17 protein-coding genes, 1 tRNA gene and 1 pseudogene are annotated in these 20,728 nt (G+C 47.2%); 4 read left to right on the top strand and 15 right to left on the bottom strand.

What is annotated here, in order from left to right:
• Positions 1 to 12: 12 nt before the first annotated feature.
• From ACQKPA_RS05715 to ACQKPA_RS05760, 10 genes are all read right to left on the bottom strand, one after another.
• Complete coding sequence (locus ACQKPA_RS05715; protein ID WP_427490137.1) at positions 13 to 1,776, bottom strand: histidine kinase; 1,764 nt, start codon at positions 1,774 to 1,776, stop codon at positions 13 to 15.
• A 491-nt stretch (positions 1,777 to 2,267) separates the two neighbouring features.
• Complete coding sequence (locus ACQKPA_RS05720; protein ID WP_427490138.1) at positions 2,268 to 2,678, bottom strand: hypothetical protein; 411 nt, start codon at positions 2,676 to 2,678, stop codon at positions 2,268 to 2,270.
• A gap of 113 nt (positions 2,679 to 2,791) precedes the next feature.
• Positions 2,792 to 3,157, bottom strand: a complete 366-nt coding sequence (locus ACQKPA_RS05725; protein WP_427490140.1) for an RNA polymerase sigma factor — start codon at positions 3,155 to 3,157, stop codon at positions 2,792 to 2,794.
• Positions 3,158 to 3,347: 190 nt separating this feature from the next.
• Entirely contained in the window at positions 3,348 to 3,830 is a 483-nt protein-coding gene (locus ACQKPA_RS05730; RefSeq protein ID WP_394054295.1) for a hypothetical protein, read from the bottom strand.
• The gene (locus tag ACQKPA_RS05735) at positions 3,827 to 4,624 is read right to left on the bottom strand and encodes a DUF3100 domain-containing protein (protein ID WP_427490143.1); all 798 of its coding nucleotides are present in this window, start codon (positions 4,622 to 4,624) and stop codon (positions 3,827 to 3,829) included. The genes ACQKPA_RS05730 and ACQKPA_RS05735 overlap by 4 nt, the downstream gene beginning before the upstream one ends.
• A gap of 24 nt (positions 4,625 to 4,648) precedes the next feature.
• Positions 4,649 to 5,911 (bottom strand): M20/M25/M40 family metallo-hydrolase, encoded by a 1,263-nt coding sequence (locus tag ACQKPA_RS05740; RefSeq protein ID WP_427490145.1) that lies wholly within the window; start codon positions 5,909 to 5,911, stop codon positions 4,649 to 4,651.
• A 514-nt stretch (positions 5,912 to 6,425) separates the two neighbouring features.
• A complete protein-coding gene (locus ACQKPA_RS05745; protein WP_427490147.1) occupies positions 6,426 to 8,696 on the bottom strand; it encodes a glycoside hydrolase family 95 protein in 2,271 nt (756 codons plus the stop codon).
• Positions 8,697 to 8,721: 25 nt separating this feature from the next.
• Positions 8,722 to 9,741 (bottom strand): zinc-binding alcohol dehydrogenase family protein, encoded by a 1,020-nt coding sequence (locus tag ACQKPA_RS05750; RefSeq protein ID WP_427490149.1) that lies wholly within the window; start codon positions 9,739 to 9,741, stop codon positions 8,722 to 8,724.
• Positions 9,741 to 10,706 (bottom strand): aldo/keto reductase, encoded by a 966-nt coding sequence (locus ACQKPA_RS05755; RefSeq protein WP_427490151.1) that lies wholly within the window; start codon positions 10,704 to 10,706, stop codon positions 9,741 to 9,743. The genes ACQKPA_RS05750 and ACQKPA_RS05755 overlap by 1 nt, the downstream gene beginning before the upstream one ends.
• A gap of 90 nt (positions 10,707 to 10,796) precedes the next feature.
• Positions 10,797 to 11,627 carry an amidohydrolase family protein gene (locus ACQKPA_RS05760; protein WP_427490153.1) on the bottom strand — a complete coding sequence of 277 codons (831 nt, stop codon included), beginning with the start codon at positions 11,625 to 11,627 and terminating at the stop codon, positions 10,797 to 10,799.
• Between the two features lie 153 nt (positions 11,628 to 11,780).
• Here ACQKPA_RS05760 and ACQKPA_RS05765 point away from each other — a divergent pair, with 153 nt between their 5' ends.
• A complete protein-coding gene (locus ACQKPA_RS05765; RefSeq protein ID WP_427490155.1) occupies positions 11,781 to 12,680 on the top strand; it encodes a helix-turn-helix domain-containing protein in 900 nt (299 codons plus the stop codon).
• A 79-nt stretch (positions 12,681 to 12,759) separates the two neighbouring features.
• On the opposite strand, the gene ACQKPA_RS05770 is transcribed toward ACQKPA_RS05765, so the two are convergent.
• From ACQKPA_RS05770 to ACQKPA_RS05780, 3 genes are all read right to left on the bottom strand, one after another.
• Positions 12,760 to 13,188, bottom strand: a complete 429-nt coding sequence (locus tag ACQKPA_RS05770; protein WP_427490157.1) for a protein-tyrosine phosphatase family protein — start codon at positions 13,186 to 13,188, stop codon at positions 12,760 to 12,762.
• Between the two features lie 120 nt (positions 13,189 to 13,308).
• Positions 13,309 to 15,570: a M20/M25/M40 family metallo-hydrolase gene (locus ACQKPA_RS05775; RefSeq protein WP_427490159.1), complete on the bottom strand. Its 2,262-nt coding sequence runs from the start codon at positions 15,568 to 15,570 to the stop codon at positions 13,309 to 13,311.
• A gap of 323 nt (positions 15,571 to 15,893) precedes the next feature.
• The gene (locus ACQKPA_RS05780) at positions 15,894 to 17,120 is read right to left on the bottom strand and encodes a copper amine oxidase N-terminal domain-containing protein (RefSeq protein WP_427490161.1); all 1,227 of its coding nucleotides are present in this window, start codon (positions 17,118 to 17,120) and stop codon (positions 15,894 to 15,896) included.
• Between the two features lie 258 nt (positions 17,121 to 17,378).
• Here ACQKPA_RS05780 and ACQKPA_RS05785 point away from each other — a divergent pair, with 258 nt between their 5' ends.
• Together ACQKPA_RS05785 and ACQKPA_RS05790 are read left to right on the top strand one after the other, a co-directional pair.
• Positions 17,379 to 17,834 (top strand): MarR family winged helix-turn-helix transcriptional regulator, encoded by a 456-nt coding sequence (locus ACQKPA_RS05785; protein ID WP_427490163.1) that lies wholly within the window; start codon positions 17,379 to 17,381, stop codon positions 17,832 to 17,834.
• 60 nt (positions 17,835 to 17,894) lie between these two features.
• Positions 17,895 to 19,085, top strand: a pseudogene (locus tag ACQKPA_RS05790) (MFS transporter).
• A gap of 489 nt (positions 19,086 to 19,574) precedes the next feature.
• Here the strand turns inward: ACQKPA_RS05790 and ACQKPA_RS05795 are convergent.
• Positions 19,575 to 19,647, bottom strand: a tRNA-Ala gene (locus ACQKPA_RS05795).
• A 176-nt stretch (positions 19,648 to 19,823) separates the two neighbouring features.
• Entirely contained in the window at positions 19,824 to 20,297 is a 474-nt protein-coding gene (gene nrdR, locus ACQKPA_RS05800; RefSeq protein WP_071218088.1) for a transcriptional regulator NrdR, read from the bottom strand.
• A gap of 148 nt (positions 20,298 to 20,445) precedes the next feature.
• On the opposite strand from nrdR, the gene ACQKPA_RS05805 reads away from it, so the two are divergent.
• Positions 20,446 to 20,673, top strand: coding sequence for an alpha/beta-type small acid-soluble spore protein (locus tag ACQKPA_RS05805; RefSeq protein WP_053492022.1), 228 nt, complete (start codon positions 20,446 to 20,448; stop codon positions 20,671 to 20,673).
• Positions 20,674 to 20,728: the final 55 nt, after the last annotated feature.

Genomic DNA, 20,728 nt, shown 5'->3' on the forward strand with positions numbered 1-20,728 from the left:
GAATGCCCCTTTCTATACTGTCGTGCCTCCATCCGGCGAGAAGGGAAGCCTCAGTTCAACCATGGCTCCGTGCGGTTGAACGTTTCGCAGCTCCACCTTTGCCCGATTTCCGTAGAGGAGGCGCAGCCTTTGCTTCAAATTCCAGAAGCCGATGTGCTCTCCCTCCTCGTCGATGATCCGTTCATCGGCAGCGATTTTATCAATCATTCCCTCTTTAAAACCGGGACCTGTATCTTGAATCTGAATGATGAGTCCTCGTTCCGGAGACTCATCCATTTCCACCCGGACTTGAACCCGAACCGGCTCATCGAGCGATATGGCATGCTTCATCGCGTTCTCCACGAGCGTCTGAATGACGAGCGGGGGAACAGGAGTCCGCAGGAGAAAGTCCGGCACCTCAATTTCATGGACAATTTGGCCCGGAAACCTCAGCTCCTGAATGTTCAGATAATTGCGAATATGCTGGATTTCATCCTTTAACGAAACGAACGTCAAATTGCTTTGAAACATGTAGCGAAAATAACGGACCATATAAAGCGACATGTCCTCAATCCGCCTCACATCGTTTCTGCGGGCCAACGTATGTATCATATTCAGGGCATTGATGTAAAAATGCGGTTTGATCTGCAATTGCAAATGCTGAAGCTCCGCTTTTTGCTTGTTCAATTGCTCTTCATAAATGTTGATCCGGAGGCTTTTGATTTGTCCGACCATGCTATTGAACGTATCGTTCATGACTCGAAACTCGATGGAGGTTGGATACTCCCGGATTTGCGTGTCGACATGGCCTTGCTCGATCCGATTCATCGCTCTGAGCAGTCGGTTTATGGGAACCAGCAGCCACTTTCGAAGCAAAATCAATCCGATGATCAGAATAACCACGGACCCGAAAGGCAGTAGGGTAGAGATGGTTTTTAAGGTGGGCAGGTGCTGCAATATCGTCTCTTCCGGAATAAAAGCATACAAGCTGAACTCGCCCAACCGCGAGTGTTCCCCGACCGTCAAGTAACGGCTGGAGGTTCCCGTTAAATAATAGGACTGCGGATTGAGCTGCACCTCGACTCCGCTATCGCGGATGAAGGTTTGATTGACCATCGCTTTTCCTCGGTCATCGATCAGGAGGGCTGCTCCTTTATTCCCAACGCTTAGCAGCTCAAGCGGGGTTTGAAAGGAACGAGCATTCAACCAAGCGCCTACTGTCGTACCGTTTTTCATCTTCCATAGACGGATAAGGTAGGTTTGGCCGTTATGATTCTGGACGTACCATTTCTTTCGATTTAATTCCAAAGGGGATGCACCGGCCTTCAAAGTCTCGTATACATGCGACCTAATGTACTGCCGGTCCTCGTACGTCGAGCGGGTCTGGAACGAATAATAATAGTTGTCGCTGGAAGGCTCGTATACGTACAGACCGTCCAGGACGCTATATCGTGAAATCGAGCTGGAGAGATTGGCAGCAACGCGCTGGGAAGCGAAAAATCGTTCTTCCGGATTCAAGGCATAATCCAATTCATTCAAATCCGTTCCTATCATCAATTCAATGAGATAATCGTCGGCCTCTTTCAGTTTTGCATCAATTTGATCCCTGTAGAGTACCAGCAAATCCTTGTTGGAACTTGCTACCTGATTACGGACTACATCAATGGCGTATATGTTGGAATATAACAGAAATCCGATCAATGGCATGACGACCAGCAGTAATCCTCCAATCATCCTGACCCGGATCGATTGCCACGTTAATTGTCTAAGGCCTCGGTACCTTGGCTTGATATTCATCGTCAGGCCTCCCCTATAGAAGTAAGCGGTTTCGCAAAAGAAGAATGTTTCCGTTATCATAGCTCAGGAATGATTATAGTATAAAGGGTAAACTCGGATTCGTCTTTATAGGTGATGCATGCCTTGCTGACTTTAAAGCTATACAGATACCCATTGAAATAAAAAAGATGACTCCTGTTTACTACAGGAACCATCTCAAAAATGCCGTTTTGCTCCATGACTTCTCTTACCGTATACCGGCTGTTCTCATTTCAATTGCTTTCATCTTCACCTCAACTAGGTAGTTGACTCTTGCTGCCAAAGCAAAAACACCTCCAAGATTGTCTCCATATCTCATGATATGGTTGCATTCTCTTGAAGGTGTTTTAATTTGTCTCAGGTTATAGGGTTAGTCCCAGGGAACCCTTCATGCTTTTTTGTTATATATTTCATTCGCTGTATGCCATCGATCCATGATGCGCACAGGGGCGAGTTGTTGAAGGATTTCGGTATTACAGGTACTGCACGGCGATGAGGAAGAACATACCGTCCGAATTGAAGTTACCTATAATGGTAGGGGCTCCTTTTTTCTCAAAAACAACGCGGTCTGATGGGAAAGCATCCTTCGTTGCTTTGTATCCGGTCAGATCAAGGCCTAGCCAAGCTTCAGCCTGCTCTGTTGCTTGTGCCAACAGCTGCTTTTCGGTGAGCGCTTTGATGCTTTTTTCATATTTATCAATAACATCCTGATCCTTGCCATACAGATCATCTGCCAAGGCTCTAGCGTTTACACTCAGTACATCCAGAGTGTTTTTGTCGATCCCTATCCACGTTCCGAAATCACCATCCACGTACATGAACTCATACACTTGTTTGGTCCCTTTTTTAATAAGAGAGACACCGGCCAGTTCTCCTTGTTCCACGCCTTCCAGTTTGTCGAAAACAGCTTCCGCAGCTTGTTGTACAGAAGAGTCTACCGCATCCAGTTAGATTGACTCAGTGGTGTGACTGAGCTTGTCCTTATTGAAGTGGTAGGTCAGATTGTCCGTGCTGATGCTAGCACTACTAATTTTTCCTTTTGCAGCAGATGAAGAGAATGAACCATCTCTCTCAGCTCGCAGGTTTCTTCCACTGTTGCCGTTTGAAGAGATCGGGATTGCATAAAAGAAAGGAGTTCTTTGTTCCAGCCGTTTCGTCTCCGGCGAAGCAAGGTATTGCATTCATTCGCCGCAATACGGAGCAGCCAAGATTTCAAGTTCTGCACGCTGCTTCGGTCCGCGGTCATCGCCTTAAAAAACACCTCTTGGCAAACGTCCTCGGCATCCGACTGGCTGCGGAGCATGTAACGGCAGAATAGGTAAACCTGTTCTTTGTAAGTTTTAAATAATTGTCTGTCGTTCAATATCTGTCACTTCCTAACCATTGGGCTCGCCTTCTGCATAGTATGACGATTAACATTAACAAAACGTTCGCAAGGAAAAAAACGATATATAGAGTGTTCCTTCGACAGGGGTTGGATTTTTTACGGCAAATAGAAAGAAAAAACCGCCTGTCAAAAAAAGACAGGCGGGTATAGAAAGAACTAGATTCAATTACTTACCGGACAAATAGAGGCCGAATTCTGATAACAATGCACTTCCCACGTACGTGCCCGTGAACACGAAAACCGCAACGATGGCGACGCGCCACGATGTTTTGCGGAGATCAACCAGCCTGTCGGCAACGGAAATGCCGGCAAACGCCAAGATCGGGGTCGTAATGGACAAGAAGTTGACGTTGGCAATAGCATCCACGAACACATCGGAGATCAGGCAGCAGATCAGCGAAACGATCGATACCCAGCCGAGAACCGGGAAGTCCTGCAAGAATTTCAGCGGAGCTTTTTTCATGAGCGTCGAGATCAGAACGCCGATGAAGGAAAAAAGCCACAGCACGGCCAAGCCCGCTATCGTCCCTAACGTAATATGACCTTCGCCGTTTTTGATGAATTTCATTTGCTCCGTAAATAAGATAAGACCAACGCTAAGCAGCAGGACGAGGGCATATTTTGCATATTTATTCAAACCGGTGCTCATTTCTTCTCACCTCTGACCATTAATTTGTACATAAACCGCTGCAGCGGCACCGCGAGAAATACCATCGTATACGTTCCGAGGAAGCTGGTAAGCAGCTGGCTCGCAGCAGCGTATCCGTTAATGGTCTCCGTCATCTCAGGAGAATGCGCGACTAACGCGGAAGAAGAGCCTGTCATCATACTGGCAGAGCCGACGCCGGAGGACATGGCCAGCGCTTCGATCGAGAAGCCGGCGGCAACCATGACCGGCGCAAGAATGCTGAAGAACAGCGTGCCGAACAGGGTACCTATAATATAGAGGGACAGCACCCCGCGTCCTTCGTCGGAGTCAAGCGTATATTTCTCGGATATGTAAGCGAGTTCCCCTTCCCTCCCAAGTCCAAGCGTAGCGCCGATGGCTTCCCTTCTTAGACCGAGCAGAATGGCGATTGGAAGTCCGAGCAGAATCGTACCCAGGTTGCCGATTTCCTGAATGATAAACACCCAGCCTACTTTTAATATATCTTCAATTCGGGGCGCAACGTCGGCGCCGTATCTCGCCATAAGCGGCAGCATAATGAAGATTAGATACTTGCTGGAGAAGCCGACGTTCTCCTTACTGTAAACTTTCTTCATAAAACCTTTCCGGAAAATCGACAAGCCAAGCAGCATCGTGATCAAAATGGCGAATACGAGCGGGAGCAGGCTGATTTTTACGGAGCCCACCTGGATCGACTGAATGCCGATAAATTCGGCAACCGCGATTACAATGAGCACGAATGCAAGCAAATAGAGATACTGTAGTTTTAACTTCATGCCATGATGTCCTCTTTTCTGTTCTTAGTTGGAGCTAACGATCGACGCAAGGAGCTGCTCGTATTCGGCAAATGTACGACGGTAGAGCTTCGATCGATCGATACGTCCGCTCATTCGCTCCAGCACCTGGGTTAAAAATCTCGGGAACACTTCATAGATAAACTCGGGATCGATATCTTTGAAATCGTCGCCGTGGATCGTTCCCGTAAAACCACTGTAGCCGATTTGAATGCAAGGCATCATGAAGGCCAGATCGCCGATATCTCCTGCCGCGCTGATGGCGTTATTGTTCCAAATACGGGATATCTCCTCGTTATCCTGGAATGCCTCTAGCACGAATTCGGACAAATACCGGTCCTGAACGAACGGCAAATATCCCATCTGCGTCTTAATCTCGACCTCGCCTTGAAGTGCCAGCGCGCTGCCCTTGGCCGCATCATCCATTTTGGAGGCCGCTTCCTTCATGTAGTCGACCGACTGGGTGCGCAGATCGCTGCCCACCGTAATCCGGTTGGGAATGACGTTTGTCGACATGTCGGATTCCAGAACGATCGGATTCATGCGAACCTTCTCACTGTCCTTCATTTGCTGCCTGCTGAGCCCTAACGCCACATTGAACAGGGTTGACATGCTGTAGGCATTTTTGGCGGAGAAAGGATCGAAACCCGCATGGGTTGCTTTTCCGGTAAACGTATAATGCTTGTATAGGAATCCAGCCAGGTCGCAGTTGATTTCGATCGTGCGCTCTGCAAACTCACCACCCATGGCATGTACGCATAACCCGATGTCGATATCGTCGAACACGCCGAGTTTCATCGCTTCCGGTTTCCCTCCGTAATAGGAGATCTTACCGCTGGCAAGCAGCTCGTCCCTATAGGCGAGATCCAAATACTCCTCAGCAGGAATGAAAATAAACGTTAAACTATAATCAAGGGCTTCGTACGCCTCTGATTCTACATAATGTTTGTACAAAGCCAGTGCAATCGCCACCTGCGTATAATGACCGCAATTGTGTGCCGCACCCGTCTCCTTATCCGATCGCCAATGTGTTGGAGCGTAAACGGCGTCCAATTCCGCAATAAAAGCGATATTCAGCGGCTTGCCGCTGCCGAGGGTTGTCCGAAGCCCGGTCGTACTGAATGATTGCAGCTCGATATCCGGATTTACCTTCTTCAAAAATTCGGTCACTGTTTGATGGGTCTTAAATTCCTTGTAGCCAAGTTCGGGGTTATCGAATATGGTCCGTCCAACGCCTGCAATTTCTTCGTACTGTTCTTTAAAGCTCATAGCTGCCTCCTTCTTGATGAAAATAATTCTTATGTTATTTTAATTCTCTTCATTATGTCAATAAAAATCACGTTATATTATTTATCTATAAAGGTAATTATAATTTCATATAACTTGATCTTCCCGCAAAAGGATGAAGATGTTCCTCAATTCAAAGCCTATTTTTTGCCATTACAAAAAAATTAAACCTATTCTTGTGTAAAGTGCCAAAAATATCTGGTTTTATCTTCTTAAAAGCTATTAAATTGAAATCAGCCGGTGTTGTTCCCGTAAAAGAAGTCATAGAGCAGCTCAACATACCTGCGGAAGATATTAAGTAGTTATGCAAAAGTTGAATATTTCTGCCTATCACAGCTCAGGAAGGCAAAAACCCTTGATGATATACCATCAAGGGTTTTCTTATTATGGAGCCTACGGGGATCGAATCCCTGACCTCAATTTTCCGCTAGCAATGTCTTGGCGACATTTATTTTCTGCCGCCGTTCTAAGAAAGAAGGACTCCCCATCCATATGTTCATTGTTTTTGATTTATCATTCCATTTCCTTCGAATGTATACGTCTTACCCGCCTCCGCGATAAAGGAGACGGGAGCGAAGCCGGGAGCCTCGATCTCGCATGGCCCAGACACTGTGCATTCTACGACGACTTCTGATATCTTCGATTCTGCCCACTTGAAGCTGAACGTGAATCCGCCACGTGCACGCAGCCCCTTAACCTCGCCTTCGCTCCATACGTCCGGAATCGCTGGCAGCAACCGAATGATGCCGGCATGGCTTTGCAACAGCATTTCCGCGATACCAGCAGTTCCGCCGAAGTTTCCGTCAATCTGGAACGGAGGATGATTATCAAACAGGTTGGTCATCGTAGATTGTTGCAGTAGTGCCATCACGTTGTCGTATGCGAGCATCCCGTCCTGGAGTCTGGCCCAGAAATTGATGATCCAGGCCCGACTCCAGCCGGTATGACCCCCACCGGAAGACAATCTGCGCGTCAGTGTGGTCCGCGCGGCTGCGGCTAGTTTAGGCGTGCGCTCGGTCGTGAACGCATCGCCAGGATACAGGGCGAACAGATGGGAAATATGGCGATGACCCGGCTCCTCCTCTTCGTAATCCTCCATCCACTCCTGGATTTGTCCGTACTTGCCGACCTTCGGCTGCGGCAGCCGTTTCAGGGCAGTCTCCAGTTCGTCCTTGAAAGTCTCATCCTTCCCAAGCAGCTTCGCGCCCTCGATGCAGGCGCCGAACAGCGCGCCAATAATCTGAAAATCCATGGACGCGCCTGCACATAACACACCCGCTTCCCCACTTGAAAGAATATATCGATTTTCGGGCGAAACGGATGGGCAAGTAATGAGCCTTCCCTGCTCGTCTTCGACCAGATAATCGAGCAGAAAGAGTGCTGCTTCCTTCATCGTATCGTAGGTTCTATCAAGGAAAGTGAGATCTCGTCCGAATCGGTAATGTTCCCATAAATGCAGACAGAGCCAGGCCGCCCCCATCGGCCAGAATGAAGCCGGCAAATACGTATCCTGCGGCGCCGTATCCGCCCAGATATCGGTGTTGTGATGGGCCGTAAAGCCGCGGCACCCGTACATCACTTGTGCGGTTACACTGCCCGGCTCCCGCATGCGCTCGATGAGATCGAACAGCGGCTCGTGACATTCCGTCAGGTTGCAAAGCTCTGCTGGCCAGTAGTTCATCTGAGTGTTAATATTGATCGTAAATTTACTGTCCCACGGCGGCGTAAAACTGTCGTTCCAGATGCCCTGCAGGTTCGCTGGCAGTGAACCGGGACGGCTGGACGCAATAAGCAGATACCGGCCGTAATGAAAATACAGGGCGACCAAGCCATGATCCGGTTCGCCCCGCTTTACGCGATCCAGCCGCTCGTCGGTAGGCAACCCGGTCAGCTCGCCACTTCCCGGCAGCGACAGATTCGTACGGCCATAAAGTGACTGGTAATCGGCAAGATGCCGCTCCAGCAGCTCTGAGTAAGGTTGATTCAGCAGACCATTCAGATGCGACCTGCAGTGTGCGGAGGGGTCCGTTGTGCGGAAGGTCGTTGCCGCACCAAGGAACAACGTAACGGAATCGGCGTTCTCGATTACAAGATGCTCACCGATCGTCTGGGCGGTGCCTCCTTGGTTAACCGCCTTCAAAGCGGCACAGAAGGTGCTTCCGCCCTCCCCGCCGCTATGTCCTGTCATGACCAGTCCGTCTTCGCCCCATTTCTCGGTCTTCTCCAGGTACCTCCATCGACCGCGATTAAAACGAGCCTTGAACGAAATCGCGCCGATTTTATCGGCTGATAGTCGGATGACCAGCGCTTGATCGGGATAGCTAGACAAAACTTCACGTGTATACATGATATCTCCGATCCGGTAACGCACCGTGACGGTTCCGCGTTCAAGATCCAGTTCCCGGCTGTACTCCGTGCAGCGCTCATCCTGACCCTTAAACATCAGAAGAAGATCGCCTAGCGGAAGGTAGTGGCGCTGCGATTCCGGAAGTCCGGGAAGGGCTAGCGAGGCCAGCTCCTCCGCTTCCTTCAGACGCCCCTCCAGGATCAGTTTCCGCAGCTCTGTTAAATTGGGTAGCGCGTCCGGATTGTTCCGGTCTCGTGGGCCTCCGTACCATAGGGAGTCCTCGTTGAGCTGTAAACGCTCCGCCGAAACTCCCCCGAAGACCATCGCCCCCAGCCGTCCGTTACCTACCGGCAGCGCTTCGTTCCATTCCTTTGCCGGCTTAGAATACCACAAGCGGTGTTCCTGTAACCGGTTGTTCATTCCTATCCTCCTCCTAAAATCTTGTTTAGTTGATCTCTACAATTGCTTTGACCACGCAGGATTCCGGCTTCAGCCAGGCAACGAACTGCTCAGTCATCCGCTCGAGCGTACAACGGTGCGTAATATAGGCGTTTAGATCGACTTTTGAGCTCGTCACCGCGTCGGCCACACGTCTGAAATCTTCCCGTGTAGCGTTACGACTGCTCACTAGCGTTAGTTCCCGCGCGTGAAAATCAGGATCGTTAAACGTAATATCGCCATTCACGAGTCCGACGTAAACAAGCGAGCCGCCGTGACCTACCAGCCCGAATGCATCCGTCATCGAACGCAGGTTACCTGTCGCGTCGATGACCATGGACGGCAGTTCTCCATCGTTCCATTCGAGAAGGCGATCCTTCGGATTTTCCGTCGCAAGAACGGTATGTACTGATTGGACCCAGGATTTGGCGAAGGCAAGACGGTCTGCATTCACGTCCATCGCGGCCACTTCGGAACCGGAAGCTACCGCCATCGCCATGACACCAAGTCCGATTGGCCCGGCTCCAATTACGAGTGCACGCATGCCTGGATATAGACCCGATCGGTGGAGGGCATGCGCGCCGATCGCCAGAGGCTCGAGTAGAGCCGCCTGATCCAGTGACAGCCCTTCCACCCGGAATAGATGGGAGACTGGAACGGAAATCCGCTCGCGCATGCCGCCATCCAGGTGCACGCCCAGCACGCGCATGCTGCGGCAGCAGTTCGTTTTGCCGCTTAGGCAGGCGCCGCAATGACCGCAGTGCAGGTATGGAATCATACTGACCTGGTCGCCCACTCTTAGCCCTTCCGGATTATCACCAATCTCTTCGATCACCCCGGAGAGCTCATGTCCGAGGATGCGAGGGTAAGTAAAATAAGGCTGGTTTCCCTGGTATGCGTGAAGGTCCGTGCCACAGATGCCGATGCGCCGAATCGCAACGATTGCCTCTCCTTCGCCCCTAACTGGTTCGGGTAAATCCTCTCGATAAACCAGCTTTCCGGCTTCTTCGCAGATAATCCCTTTCATTACACCCGCCCCTCTTTCGCTTCCGTCCGTGGACTGCCATTATACTCAGGCAGTCCGCTCGCCCAGGTCCGATTATGGACCGGAGCGAGAATGTCCGACACTTCACCCAGCAGCTCCTGATCCATCGGTTCTTCGACCCACCTTGCGTTCTTCACGATGTTTTCCGGATTGGCCGTGCTCACCAGCGTCGTCGGGATGCGTTCGTTAGCGGTCGAGAACTGCACGGCCAACTGGGCAATATCGTATCCGCGAGAGGCACAGTGTTCGGCCGCCTTCCTGCAGGCAGCTTTGAGCTCGGGATCGGCCGGGTGCCAATCAGCGGTTTCTCTGGTGCTCAGCAGCCCCATGGAAAGCGGTGAAGCATTGACCAGGCCGACGCTGCGCTCCTCTAGCAGCGGAATCAGATCAAGCAATGAGGTATCGTTAAGAGAATAGTGACAATAAGACAGGATCGCATCGACTTTAATCTGCGGAAGTATCTGCTCGAATAGTTTCAGCGGAAGTCCGCTGACGCCTGCAAAACGGATCTTCCCCTGCTCCTTCAACTTGTGCAGTGCAGGCACGGCTTCCTCTAGAATGATGCCGGACGGCACGAATTCAATATCATGCAAAAAAAGAATATCGAGATAATCCGTGTTCAGCCGCCTCAGGCTTTCTTCAACGCTGTCAAAAATTCGTTTCGCAGAAAAATCAAATGTATTCTCACCGTATCGCCCTGCTTTGCTCGATAGCAGGAAACGATCCCGCGGAAGCTCCCTGATCGCCTGGCCGAGTACTGACTCCGCTTTGGTCAATCCATAGTAAGGCGAAACATCAATATAGTTGATGCCGGCGTCAAGGGCAGCATGCACCGTTTTGATACTCTCGCGGTCTGACGTTTCCCGGAACACCGATCCAAGCGAAGAGGCGCCGAAGCTGAGGACCGACACCTCGAGTCCCGTTCGACCCAATTTTCGAAACTTCATTTTGATTTCCCTCCATCCATGAATATTGGCGATTCTTTTTTCCAGACTTATTGACCGATTACCAGCATTGTGAGCTCAGGTTCAGATCGTTCATCGCTTGTAGAACACTTTCGCATTGACTCCGAACAACCGCGACTGTTCCTCTTCTCCCCAAGACTTCGGTAGAGCCCGCCGAACAATCTCTATAACCTCGTCATACTCGGCAGCAAGCAGGCAGACTGGCCAATCGCTGCCAAACATGACTCTGTCTGGGCCAAATGTCTCCAGAATGTATTGGACATAGGGAGTGAACTCTTCATAATTCCAGCTTTCATGACGGGCTTCCGTCACCATTCCCGAGATTTTGCAGTGGATGCCTGGAAATGCAGCAGCTCGGCTCATCGCCTCTGCCCATGACTCCCATTCATTGCTTCGGATCGACGGCTTTCCGATATGATCAATGACACCCCTCAGGTTTGGAACCTGTCTCAGCAGCTCCAGTACTGGGGGGAGTTGTCCAGATACGATCAACAGATCGATCGGAACATCATCCCCGGCGTAGCCTTTAAGCGCTTCCACAAATGCTGGCTCCAAAATTCGCGCTGCGTCGGGCATATCCTGGATCATGATACGAAAGCCCGCAAATTTCGGATGGCGGCTAAATCTCTCGTAGTGCAGTCGATGATTCGGGTCGAACAGATCGAGCCAGCCTACAACGCCAAGTATGGAAGGCGTCTGTTCAGCCAGCCTCAGAATAAAGTCTGTTTCCGAGACAGTCGGGGCGGCTTGAACCAGGATCGTACCATCCAGTCCATGGACGCGTAAATGCGGCTCCAGATCGGCTGGCAAAAAATCGCGGTAAAGCTTCGGAATCTCCGGCGTAATCCACCCGTAATCCCCGCGTGCGATAGACCAGTAATGCTGATGGGCATCGATTCTCATGTTAAACAACCACCTCGTTATCTCCATGTCACTGGTATCTAAGCTTGAATACCCTTATTGTATATTCCGTTTTATGATATTGTAATGTCTAGAACAGGCATTTTTATATCCTTTTTTGATATGAACAAGCAGCCGAAAAGGAGGTCTCCATCCATGCAGCCCTACCGTAAATCATTTGCAGGAGATCCGCTGTTTCCGTTTGAAATTGTGTATAAGACAATAAAGCACCCGGACACGGAACTCCCCGATCATCTGCATGATCATTATGAACTCGTTTATGTACACAGCGGCCAAGGGATATTTTTCATCGACAATTGCTGGTACCAAAAAAGCGCCGGCGATCTGTTCGTCATCCCCGGCAACACGATCCATCATTCTCTGCCGGACCTGGAGGACCCAATCGTCTCATCGGCAATATTCTTTGCACCGACTCTCATGGCCGGGCCTTCGCTCGGCGATGGATACTTTCCGCTCCAATGCTATGAAATCGCCCGCAAAAAAAAACAGTTCAAGATTGGACTGGCGGGATCATTGCGAATTGCCGCCGAAATGGCAATCAAGCAAATCGCGGACGAGTTCGCGAACCAGGAAACGGGATACCGTGAAGCCGTGCTGCTGACGACCGGCCAGTTACTTCTACAAATTAATCGTCATCTCCTGACCGATGGAATTGCTCAGCACGAAAGCCCACGGATTGGCCCTTCCTGGATATTGCGGGCTCTAAAGCGGATAGATGAACATCCCGAGCGAGAGATTCATCTGACTGACCTTGCAAGGGAAGCCTGCGTGTCGCCTTCTCATTTCTCCAGAGTGTTCCGGCAGTTAACTTCACTGAACGTTGTAGGCTACGTCAACACCAAACGAATCATTAAAGCCAAGGAACTTCTATTGTTTTCCGACGAGAATGTGAATGTGATCGCAGAGAAATGCGGATATGAGACACCTGCTCATTTTTACAGAGTATTCAAATCGTTAACAGGAGAGACGCCCGGCCAGTACAGAAACCGAAGCCAGACTGTACAGCCGCGAAGACGTTTACATGAGAGGAAGTGACGATCTCTGAGTTCCGGAGGGATGCATCCGATAATGAGTAACTCATCCCTTCTTGACGGATTTTATTTAAAATAATTCCCTATTTGAAACGAGAGATGAAGCGGCGCTGCCAAGGCGTCTCAACAGCACGTGGATTGTAGTGCTGCCGGATATAGTCGACAGCTTTATGATTGGGTACTCCATCAATCACAGCGAGACAGGCTAGTGCAGTACCCGTTCGTCCAATCCCTCCCCCACAGGCGATTTCAACCCGTTCAACTTCAGCCCGAGTCCATGCTTCGAGAAGCGCGTCAGCGGCTGCAGCCTTGTTTTTGGGCAGCCAGAAGTCCGGCCAAGGAATCCAGCGGCTTTCCCAAGTAACGGGCGCTGGTTGTCGCCCGAGCAGGTAGAGTGCAAAAGTGGGTTGAAGCCCTGGGGGAAGTGGACGTCTTAGTGCTCGGCCGCGGACGAGTCGACCTGAAGGAAGGCGCAGCACACCTGGCGATTCGGGGTTCCATGTATCATTCATAATGTCACTCTCCTTAGGTAAAATCTTTCTTATTTGATCTCGCTCGCTTATTATTTTTTCATAGTTGCTTTCTCTTTTACATCATTTATCTCAAGGATCAGGATAACTTCTTCTTAAGGATTAATAAGTGACACGTTTGATCACCAAAATACTTTCATCAAACAGTCCACTTGTCATTAGATGGGGTGGCCGTTTGGAGCGAATTTCTGGATCAGGATGTTGTTCAGAACCAAAAGTAAACGCTACGGGTTGATTCCCTTTAACTTTTACAATGACATCCAAACCTTGTTTTGGAATACCTGCTTGTTTGTAATAAAAAGTTTCCATTGATTTAGGTATGGTAAAGGATTCTTCACCAACTTTTATTTTTTGAACGCGACCACCAGGAATAGACAGATACATGTTTTGCACATCTGTTCCACCTGAGAATCGAAAATGAATCATTTTATCCCCTTGTTTTTCCTCTGTCTTTACTAGCTTTATTTGTGGCATTTGATAGTTTCGTACAGGTGCATTTCCTACCCATGCTTTTTTATCATAGTTAAACGGTAAGATAGATTTTATGTTGGATATATTCGTTGTAGCTATATATTTCTTCGTCCAATCATCTGGTGGTTGGGTTGTAACCCACTGTGCTTGTTTTTTATCCTGGTCCACGACATAGAATAAGTTACTATCTATAGGTCGATCTGCACTTGGGCTAGCCCTAAAAAAACTAATCGATAATATGACTACCGCGATTCCTAGCAGGGTGTAAGGTACCCATCGTCCTAGTTGGAATAGCTGTTTACATTGCATGAATAACAAAGCTAATAGCCAAACAAAAAGTAACATGAGATCAGGTACAAGACTCACCGAAAAAAAGGTGAAAAGCAATTTGAGCAGTGGGACGAACAGTACTACTGGTAAGAAGGATATAAGGGATAACATCCATATATGGGTACTTATTTTATCCACTTTATTCTTCCATACCACCCACCCAAGTATCAGTAGCGATACAAGCAATGGCCAAGCAAACAAATAGCTGGCACCAGGCAGAAATTGTGTTAACAAGATGAGAAATATGGCACCAAGAAAGATCGCGGACAAAGTCATTTCCCATTCATTTACGGAACGGAATTTTCTCCAGATAAGAAAACAGAAGGATGCAGTGATTAACAAAAATGCCCACTGATAATAAAGACTGTCATATATTGCTCCACTAAATAAAGTCATTTTTTCAGCCCAGAGTGCGTTTACCCCCATCCAAATCAGTACCGTTACGAGGATCGAAGAAATGACAGCTAACAGGATCGCTAGCAAACTGATTCCTAACCCTTTGAAAGTGGCGTGCTTTTTCTTTACTGCAAAGATCGTGACCATTGCAAATAAAAGTACAATCAGCCCTGTAAGGGGATAGACCCAGTAGTAAGAGTAAGAAATGACTACCCCAAAAAAGTTGAAATAAACTGCATTCTCTTTCTTAATATCATGTAAATCCAATTGACCGAAGTGCCTGGCCATTGCTAAGGCATTTTGCCCTTGATGCTCCAACGAACGTATATCTAGGTGTTCGACATCATCATGTGGTGTATGGTATCCGGTCCATCCATCACCATAAGCAAAATTCAATCCGGGTATTTTATTTTCATTGGAAACCGTTAAATCCGAATCGTTTGGCATGATTGCAAAAAGATTCCCTAGTAAGGATGAAGTAACAGGATTGGGGGCTGCTTTGGCAAATTCTTTTACCATCCAACCGTTTTGATCACTGGTTTGGAACATGATAGACGGACCACTTGTTCCTCTTGCCTCGAAATTAATGATGAGATCAATTTTTTGTTTATGATTTGATTTCGTCCAAAATTCCTTGGCTCCCATTAATCCTTGCTCTTCGCCATCTGTAAACACAAAATAGATATCATTTTTCAAAGGAGGACCTGATTTTAATACACGTATGGTTTCTAACAAAGCAGCTACTCCGCTTCCATCATCACTAGCTCCTGGCCCTTGTTGAACAGAGTCATAGTGTGCAGACATCATCATTGCATGATCACTGTTAATACCTTCAAGTTTACCAATCACGTTGTACATATCTCCGCCAGTTAACATTTTGGGGTATAGAAAAGCATGATTGGAATGCTCGATTTCTGGTTTTAATCCCATTAATTCTAGTTGTTCAACAAGATAATTTCTTACTTTTTCATTTTCTTCTGATCCGCTTGGATGAGCTGTCTTTGCTATATGGTTTAAATGCTGGACAGCACGATCTGCTGAGAAATTTTTTGAGATATCCGCATTCTTATCTGGACTTGGTGGAACAAGGGGGTAAAGGCTGATAAAGGCAAACAAAAATATAAATGATATTATCGTAATGGTTTTAAAATTTTGATTATTAGTCATGATTAATCCCTCCTTATTGTTACATGGTTGTAAGTATCATAATGAAAAAGAAAAAAACAAACCAATGGTTTATCTTACATTACCTTACTTTACTGTAAGGTAGATTATTTAGAAAAAAGTACGCAGTATCGTCCCTTTGCCTCTGATCCTGACGAGATCCGAAAAAAAAAGACAACCCTAATGGGCTGCCTACATTCAATCGCTATGAGTCTTTTATATCTGCTCTCTGATCAGAAATGATCAGCATTCAACTGCCCCCACCAAGTGAGCTCAAACGGCCCGCAGCTGACGGAATTATGTCGCTTATGAACACAAGCAGCTTCTTATTTCATGTCCTGCCAGCTATTAAAATCGTGAATGGCAAAGCCGGCATAGCTTGCGTAGCGCGCCAATTGACTATGGGCGGACTGGAGCTCCTTTTCCATCACTTTATTGCTTATGGAATAGAATGAGACCCGCGGACCCTCTGTGCTTTTGACTGTTTCAACAGCAACAACAATTTTCTTCTTGAGCGTGGAGGCTTCTCTCAGCATGGCCTGCGCATTTTCCACGATTCCATTATTACCTAACGCATGATTCCGATAATTCATGATGACGAGGCAATCGAACTTCTCCAGCAGCCATGCGCTCATACTGTAATTCGTCCCGGGCACATGAATCGTATTAAGCCAATACGGAACGTCCATCGAAATTTTCAAGCTGCTGCCTTTCGTTTCTTTTTCGATCAGTCTCAAATTGTCCATCCAGCTTTCAAGAATCGCCTTGTTGTGCTCTGTCCATTCGCTTAGCACATAAGGTTCAATATCGAAATGCAATCCCGCAAAGCTTGCTTCCGGGCCAACAGAGAAATTATAGTTTTTCACCCACGCGATGAAATTTCGAATATCCTCCTGCTTAGACTTATAGACCCATTCGGGTCGCCCCTCAAGTGCTTCCACTTGAATTCCTTCGCTTTTGGCTTTTCGAATAAAGCCCTCATATATCGCTGGATCGATATCTCTATCCACTTGCAGGTAAATGGATGTCACACCCTTCATTTTGGCGAAGCTTATAATTTTCTCTTGATCCTGTTTGATGATGTGACTGTCCCATATCCATGTTCCTTTCGGAACATTGGCCACGGAGGTCATAATGCTCACCAGATTGCGCGCGGGCTGCCACTCCACATTTGCATGCAATACTTCACTAATAAAGCGAACCGGAACCATCGTGCGGCCGTTTTTGAGCGCCGCCGCCCCCTCGAAATCTACTCTTTTTCCATTCACCCGTGCATGATTATCGCCAATTACCAAAATAATGGTGTCACGGTTAAGCGAGATCGTAATTTGTTTTGAATTTCCGTCCCATTTCGTAGCAGCTCCGAGCTTGTCGGATACAAAAGCAAGTGGAACCATCGTAAGGTTGGATCTCCGATCGACGTATGGGTGCTCATCAGGGAATTGTACATTACGCCCATCCACAGATATTCGGACTTCAGAAGCATAAATAGCGGGGGTAAACGCAGCTAAACTTAGCATGATAGCTAACGTGCATAGTAGCCATTTTCTCATGGGTGATTTCCTCATCTTTTTGATATTGTTCTTCTCCTTACTGTGCATGTGTTGTCACATAATGAGATTATACGGGATGTAATAATTGGTAACAAGAGATCAACAGGCTCAATCTAATTTGTCAATTGACAATAAAAAAGATTGATATATATTTAGTAAAGTTAACTAAACTAAACTTATTTCTTAGTTACTATGGGTTCATGATTACCATTTATTTCGTTCGTGATTTTGGAAGTAATACATTTAAGGAGGACGATCATGCTTTCGGAGTACCAAAAAATTGTCAATGAGTTACATGATGCATTTAACGAATATTACGTGAACTACAATAAAGGAGCAAAGAAACTGGATAATTTCAACCTAACCGTTCAACAAGAAAATATGTTGCTTTATGTCATTCGGAATCAACGGATTACGGTAAATGAGATTGCAGCGAACTTTTCGATTACAAAAAGTGCAGTCAGCCAAGTGCTATCCCATTTAGAATCCAGGGATTTTATACGTCGGGAAAGTAATCCAAATGATCGTCGAGAATCCTTTATCCTCCTTGGACAAGAAGGGAAGAAATATGCAGATTTAATTGCTGAGGCGGATAGAGCTTTTGTTAAAAAATACTCCTCCCAGGTCGAAATCGAGGATCTGAAGCAAGTGCTTCGAACAATAAAAAAACTCAATCAGGTTATTAAGGAGTCTAACGAAGCCCAGTCAAGGTGACCAGCACATGAACTTTTGTGCTAATATAACAATTTCATAAAGAACTAGTGGGGAAAAATCATGGGTATTGTCAGCAAAGAAAAGATATCTTTAGGTTTAGTCTTGTTAAATTTATTTATTGCCTATGTAGGGATTGGTCTTGCTGTTCCGGTCATGCCATCCTTTGCGAAAGAAATGAATTTAAGTGGAGAAGCTGTAGGTTTCCTGATCTCAGCTTTTGCTTTTGCGCAACTATTAGCATCTCCGATTACTGGGTGTATGGGTTGAAACCGTTGGCCGAAAAAAAATGATTGTATTCGGATTATTCCTTTTTTCATTTTCGGAGCTATTATTTGGTTTCGGAAATCAGGTTTGGGTCCTGTTTCTGTCCAGAGTCTTGGGAGGCATTAGTGATGCGTTCATTAAGCCAGCCGTGATCACGTATATAGCGGATCGAACTTCATTAGAAAAAAGAGCGAAAGTATGGGGGTATCAAGCTGCTGCCATTAGTGGGGGATTCATCATTGGTCCTGGTTTGGGTGGATTTATCGCTGAACTAGGCATACGCGCACCATTCTTTTTTGCTGCAGGATTCGCCTTTGTCGCAGCCGTCGTTTCAGTGTTTGTTTTAAATGAATCGTTGTCAAAAGAACAACTGGAGAAAAATAGAGTTGAAAAAAGAAGGGCCCATATTATTATGGAGATACAAAAGTCTCTTCGCTCTGCATATTTTGTGCCGTTTCTAATTGTCTTTGTACTCTCCTTCGGATTAGCAGCCTATGAAATGATGTTCAGCCTTTTTGTTGATATGAAGTTTGGTTTTACGGCCAAAGATATTGCTGTAATTATCACCGTAGGTTCTATTTTCGGAGTGGTTGTACAAATTGCGCTCTTTGAAAAGCTAGTAGACAAGCTCGGCGAGAAAAAATTGATTCTCATCATGCTAATGCTGGCTGCTATATTCATATTCGTTACGGTATTCGTTAACAGCTATTGGGGCATTATGGTCGTGACATGTATCGTGTTTTTTGCCTGCGATTTACTTCGTCCTGCCGTGACAACCTTACTTTCGAAAATGGCAGGAGATAATCAAGGATTTGTTTCAGGGATGAATTCCACATACACAAGTCTTGGCATTATTGTCGGGCCGGCCGTAGGCGGAATCCTTATTGACCTGAATATAAATCTACCGTATACACTGCCGCGGTCGTATTGTGTGCTGCTTTTGTGATGTTTATGGCATGGGAAGGAAAAGCTCGGATGAAACAGTGAATATCACAGCGGAACAAGAACTTGTTGGAATAGTTAAATGGCCCTCTCGATGAACTGAGCTGTTAATCGAGAGGGTCTTTTTTGAAGATTCTTTTTTTGATCAAAATCTTTATTTGAATGTCCAGAGCGTATCGGGGGTTGATCCCTTTCTTCAGCACCGCACACTCCACCTGTGCAAGCAATCCTCACGTTTCGCCCGGCGGTGCCATCGCTGCTGATCGCCGCTGATCGATAAGCTGTGAATTAAATGCTTATCTGCAAGTCCCACAACCGTTGAACTGACATGAAGATGCGAATGTGGTATTTCTGGCACGGGAGAGCATTTGGTACGGTCCTAATGGTTTCCTTGTTGTATCCCAGTAATTGTATAATCACCGGATCCTTTGCACATCGCTTTTGCAAATCCCTAAACTCATATTAAGTTGTATTATTTCCATCCTGAAAAAAGCAAAAACCCTTGATGATATACCATCAAGGGTTTTCTTATTATGGAGCCTAGGGGGATCGAACCCCTGACCTCATCGCTGCCAGCGATGCGCTCTCCCAGCTGAGCTAAGGCCCCGTAAGCGACTTCTATATCATATAAAAAATCAGCAGGCATGTCAACAGGTTTTTCACATTTTTTGATGACGTGCTGTATCCCTTTTACTTCTCTATATAATGTCACTTATCGATGATGAGGATCGGCTCCTTGAGAGCACCGGAAGAGCACCTGGATCACGCAGAACCCTGGCGCTCTTAAAGCTCCTGACCGTCCGTATCCTTGGACAGCAGGCTTTTCAGTTCCTTCATAAACATATTGATATCCTTGAACTGCCGATACACGGACGCAAACCGGACGTACGCTACCTCATCGACCGGATACAGCCGTTCCATCAGAAGCTCCCCGATCTGGCGGCTCTCCACCTCTGCTGCTGCGGTATTGCGCAGTGCCTTCTCGACATCCGATACGATCATATCCAGCTGGTCCACGGATACCGGACGCTTCTCGCATGCCCGAATCAAACCGCGGAGTACCTTCTCCCGGCTGAATTCTTCGCGGCTTCCATCCTTCTTCACAACAATCAGCGGCGTTTCCTCCACCATCTCAAAGGTCGTGAATCTCTTGCTGCACTGCTCGCATTCCCTGCGGCGGCGGATGGATTTATTCTCGTTAGCAGGCCTGGAATCCAGCACTTTCGTTCCGGCATAACTGCAATATGGACACTTCATAAAGTCATCTTCACTTCCTTTGTTTCAGCGTATTTTAGCCTTAATGGCGCTTATGAAAAATTTACCAGCAAAACTTTTTTCTTTTATGTTATGAAAATGCGAAACCCGAGACATAATACTTTTACCAACCCAAGGAGGTGAACTTAACATGGCACAAAGCAACAACAACTCCAACAACCTGGTTGTTCCTCGCGCAAACGCTGCTCTTGAGCAATTGAAGTACGAGGTAGCTCAAGAACTTGGTATCTCCATTCCACAAGACGGATACCAAGGTAACATGACTTCCTACGAGAACGGTTCGATCGGGGGATACATCACAAAGCGTCTTGTAACCCTGGCCGAGCAACAATTGGCTGGTCAATTCTCCGGTCAATAATTGATTCTTCCTTAAAAAAGGAGTGTTGGACGGCTCGATGTAAGAGCCTGTCCAG

The organism is Paenibacillus sp. NPDC093718 (assembly GCF_050279985.1).
In the GTDB taxonomy this organism is placed as follows: domain Bacteria; phylum Bacillota; class Bacilli; order Paenibacillales; family Paenibacillaceae; genus Paenibacillus_AQ.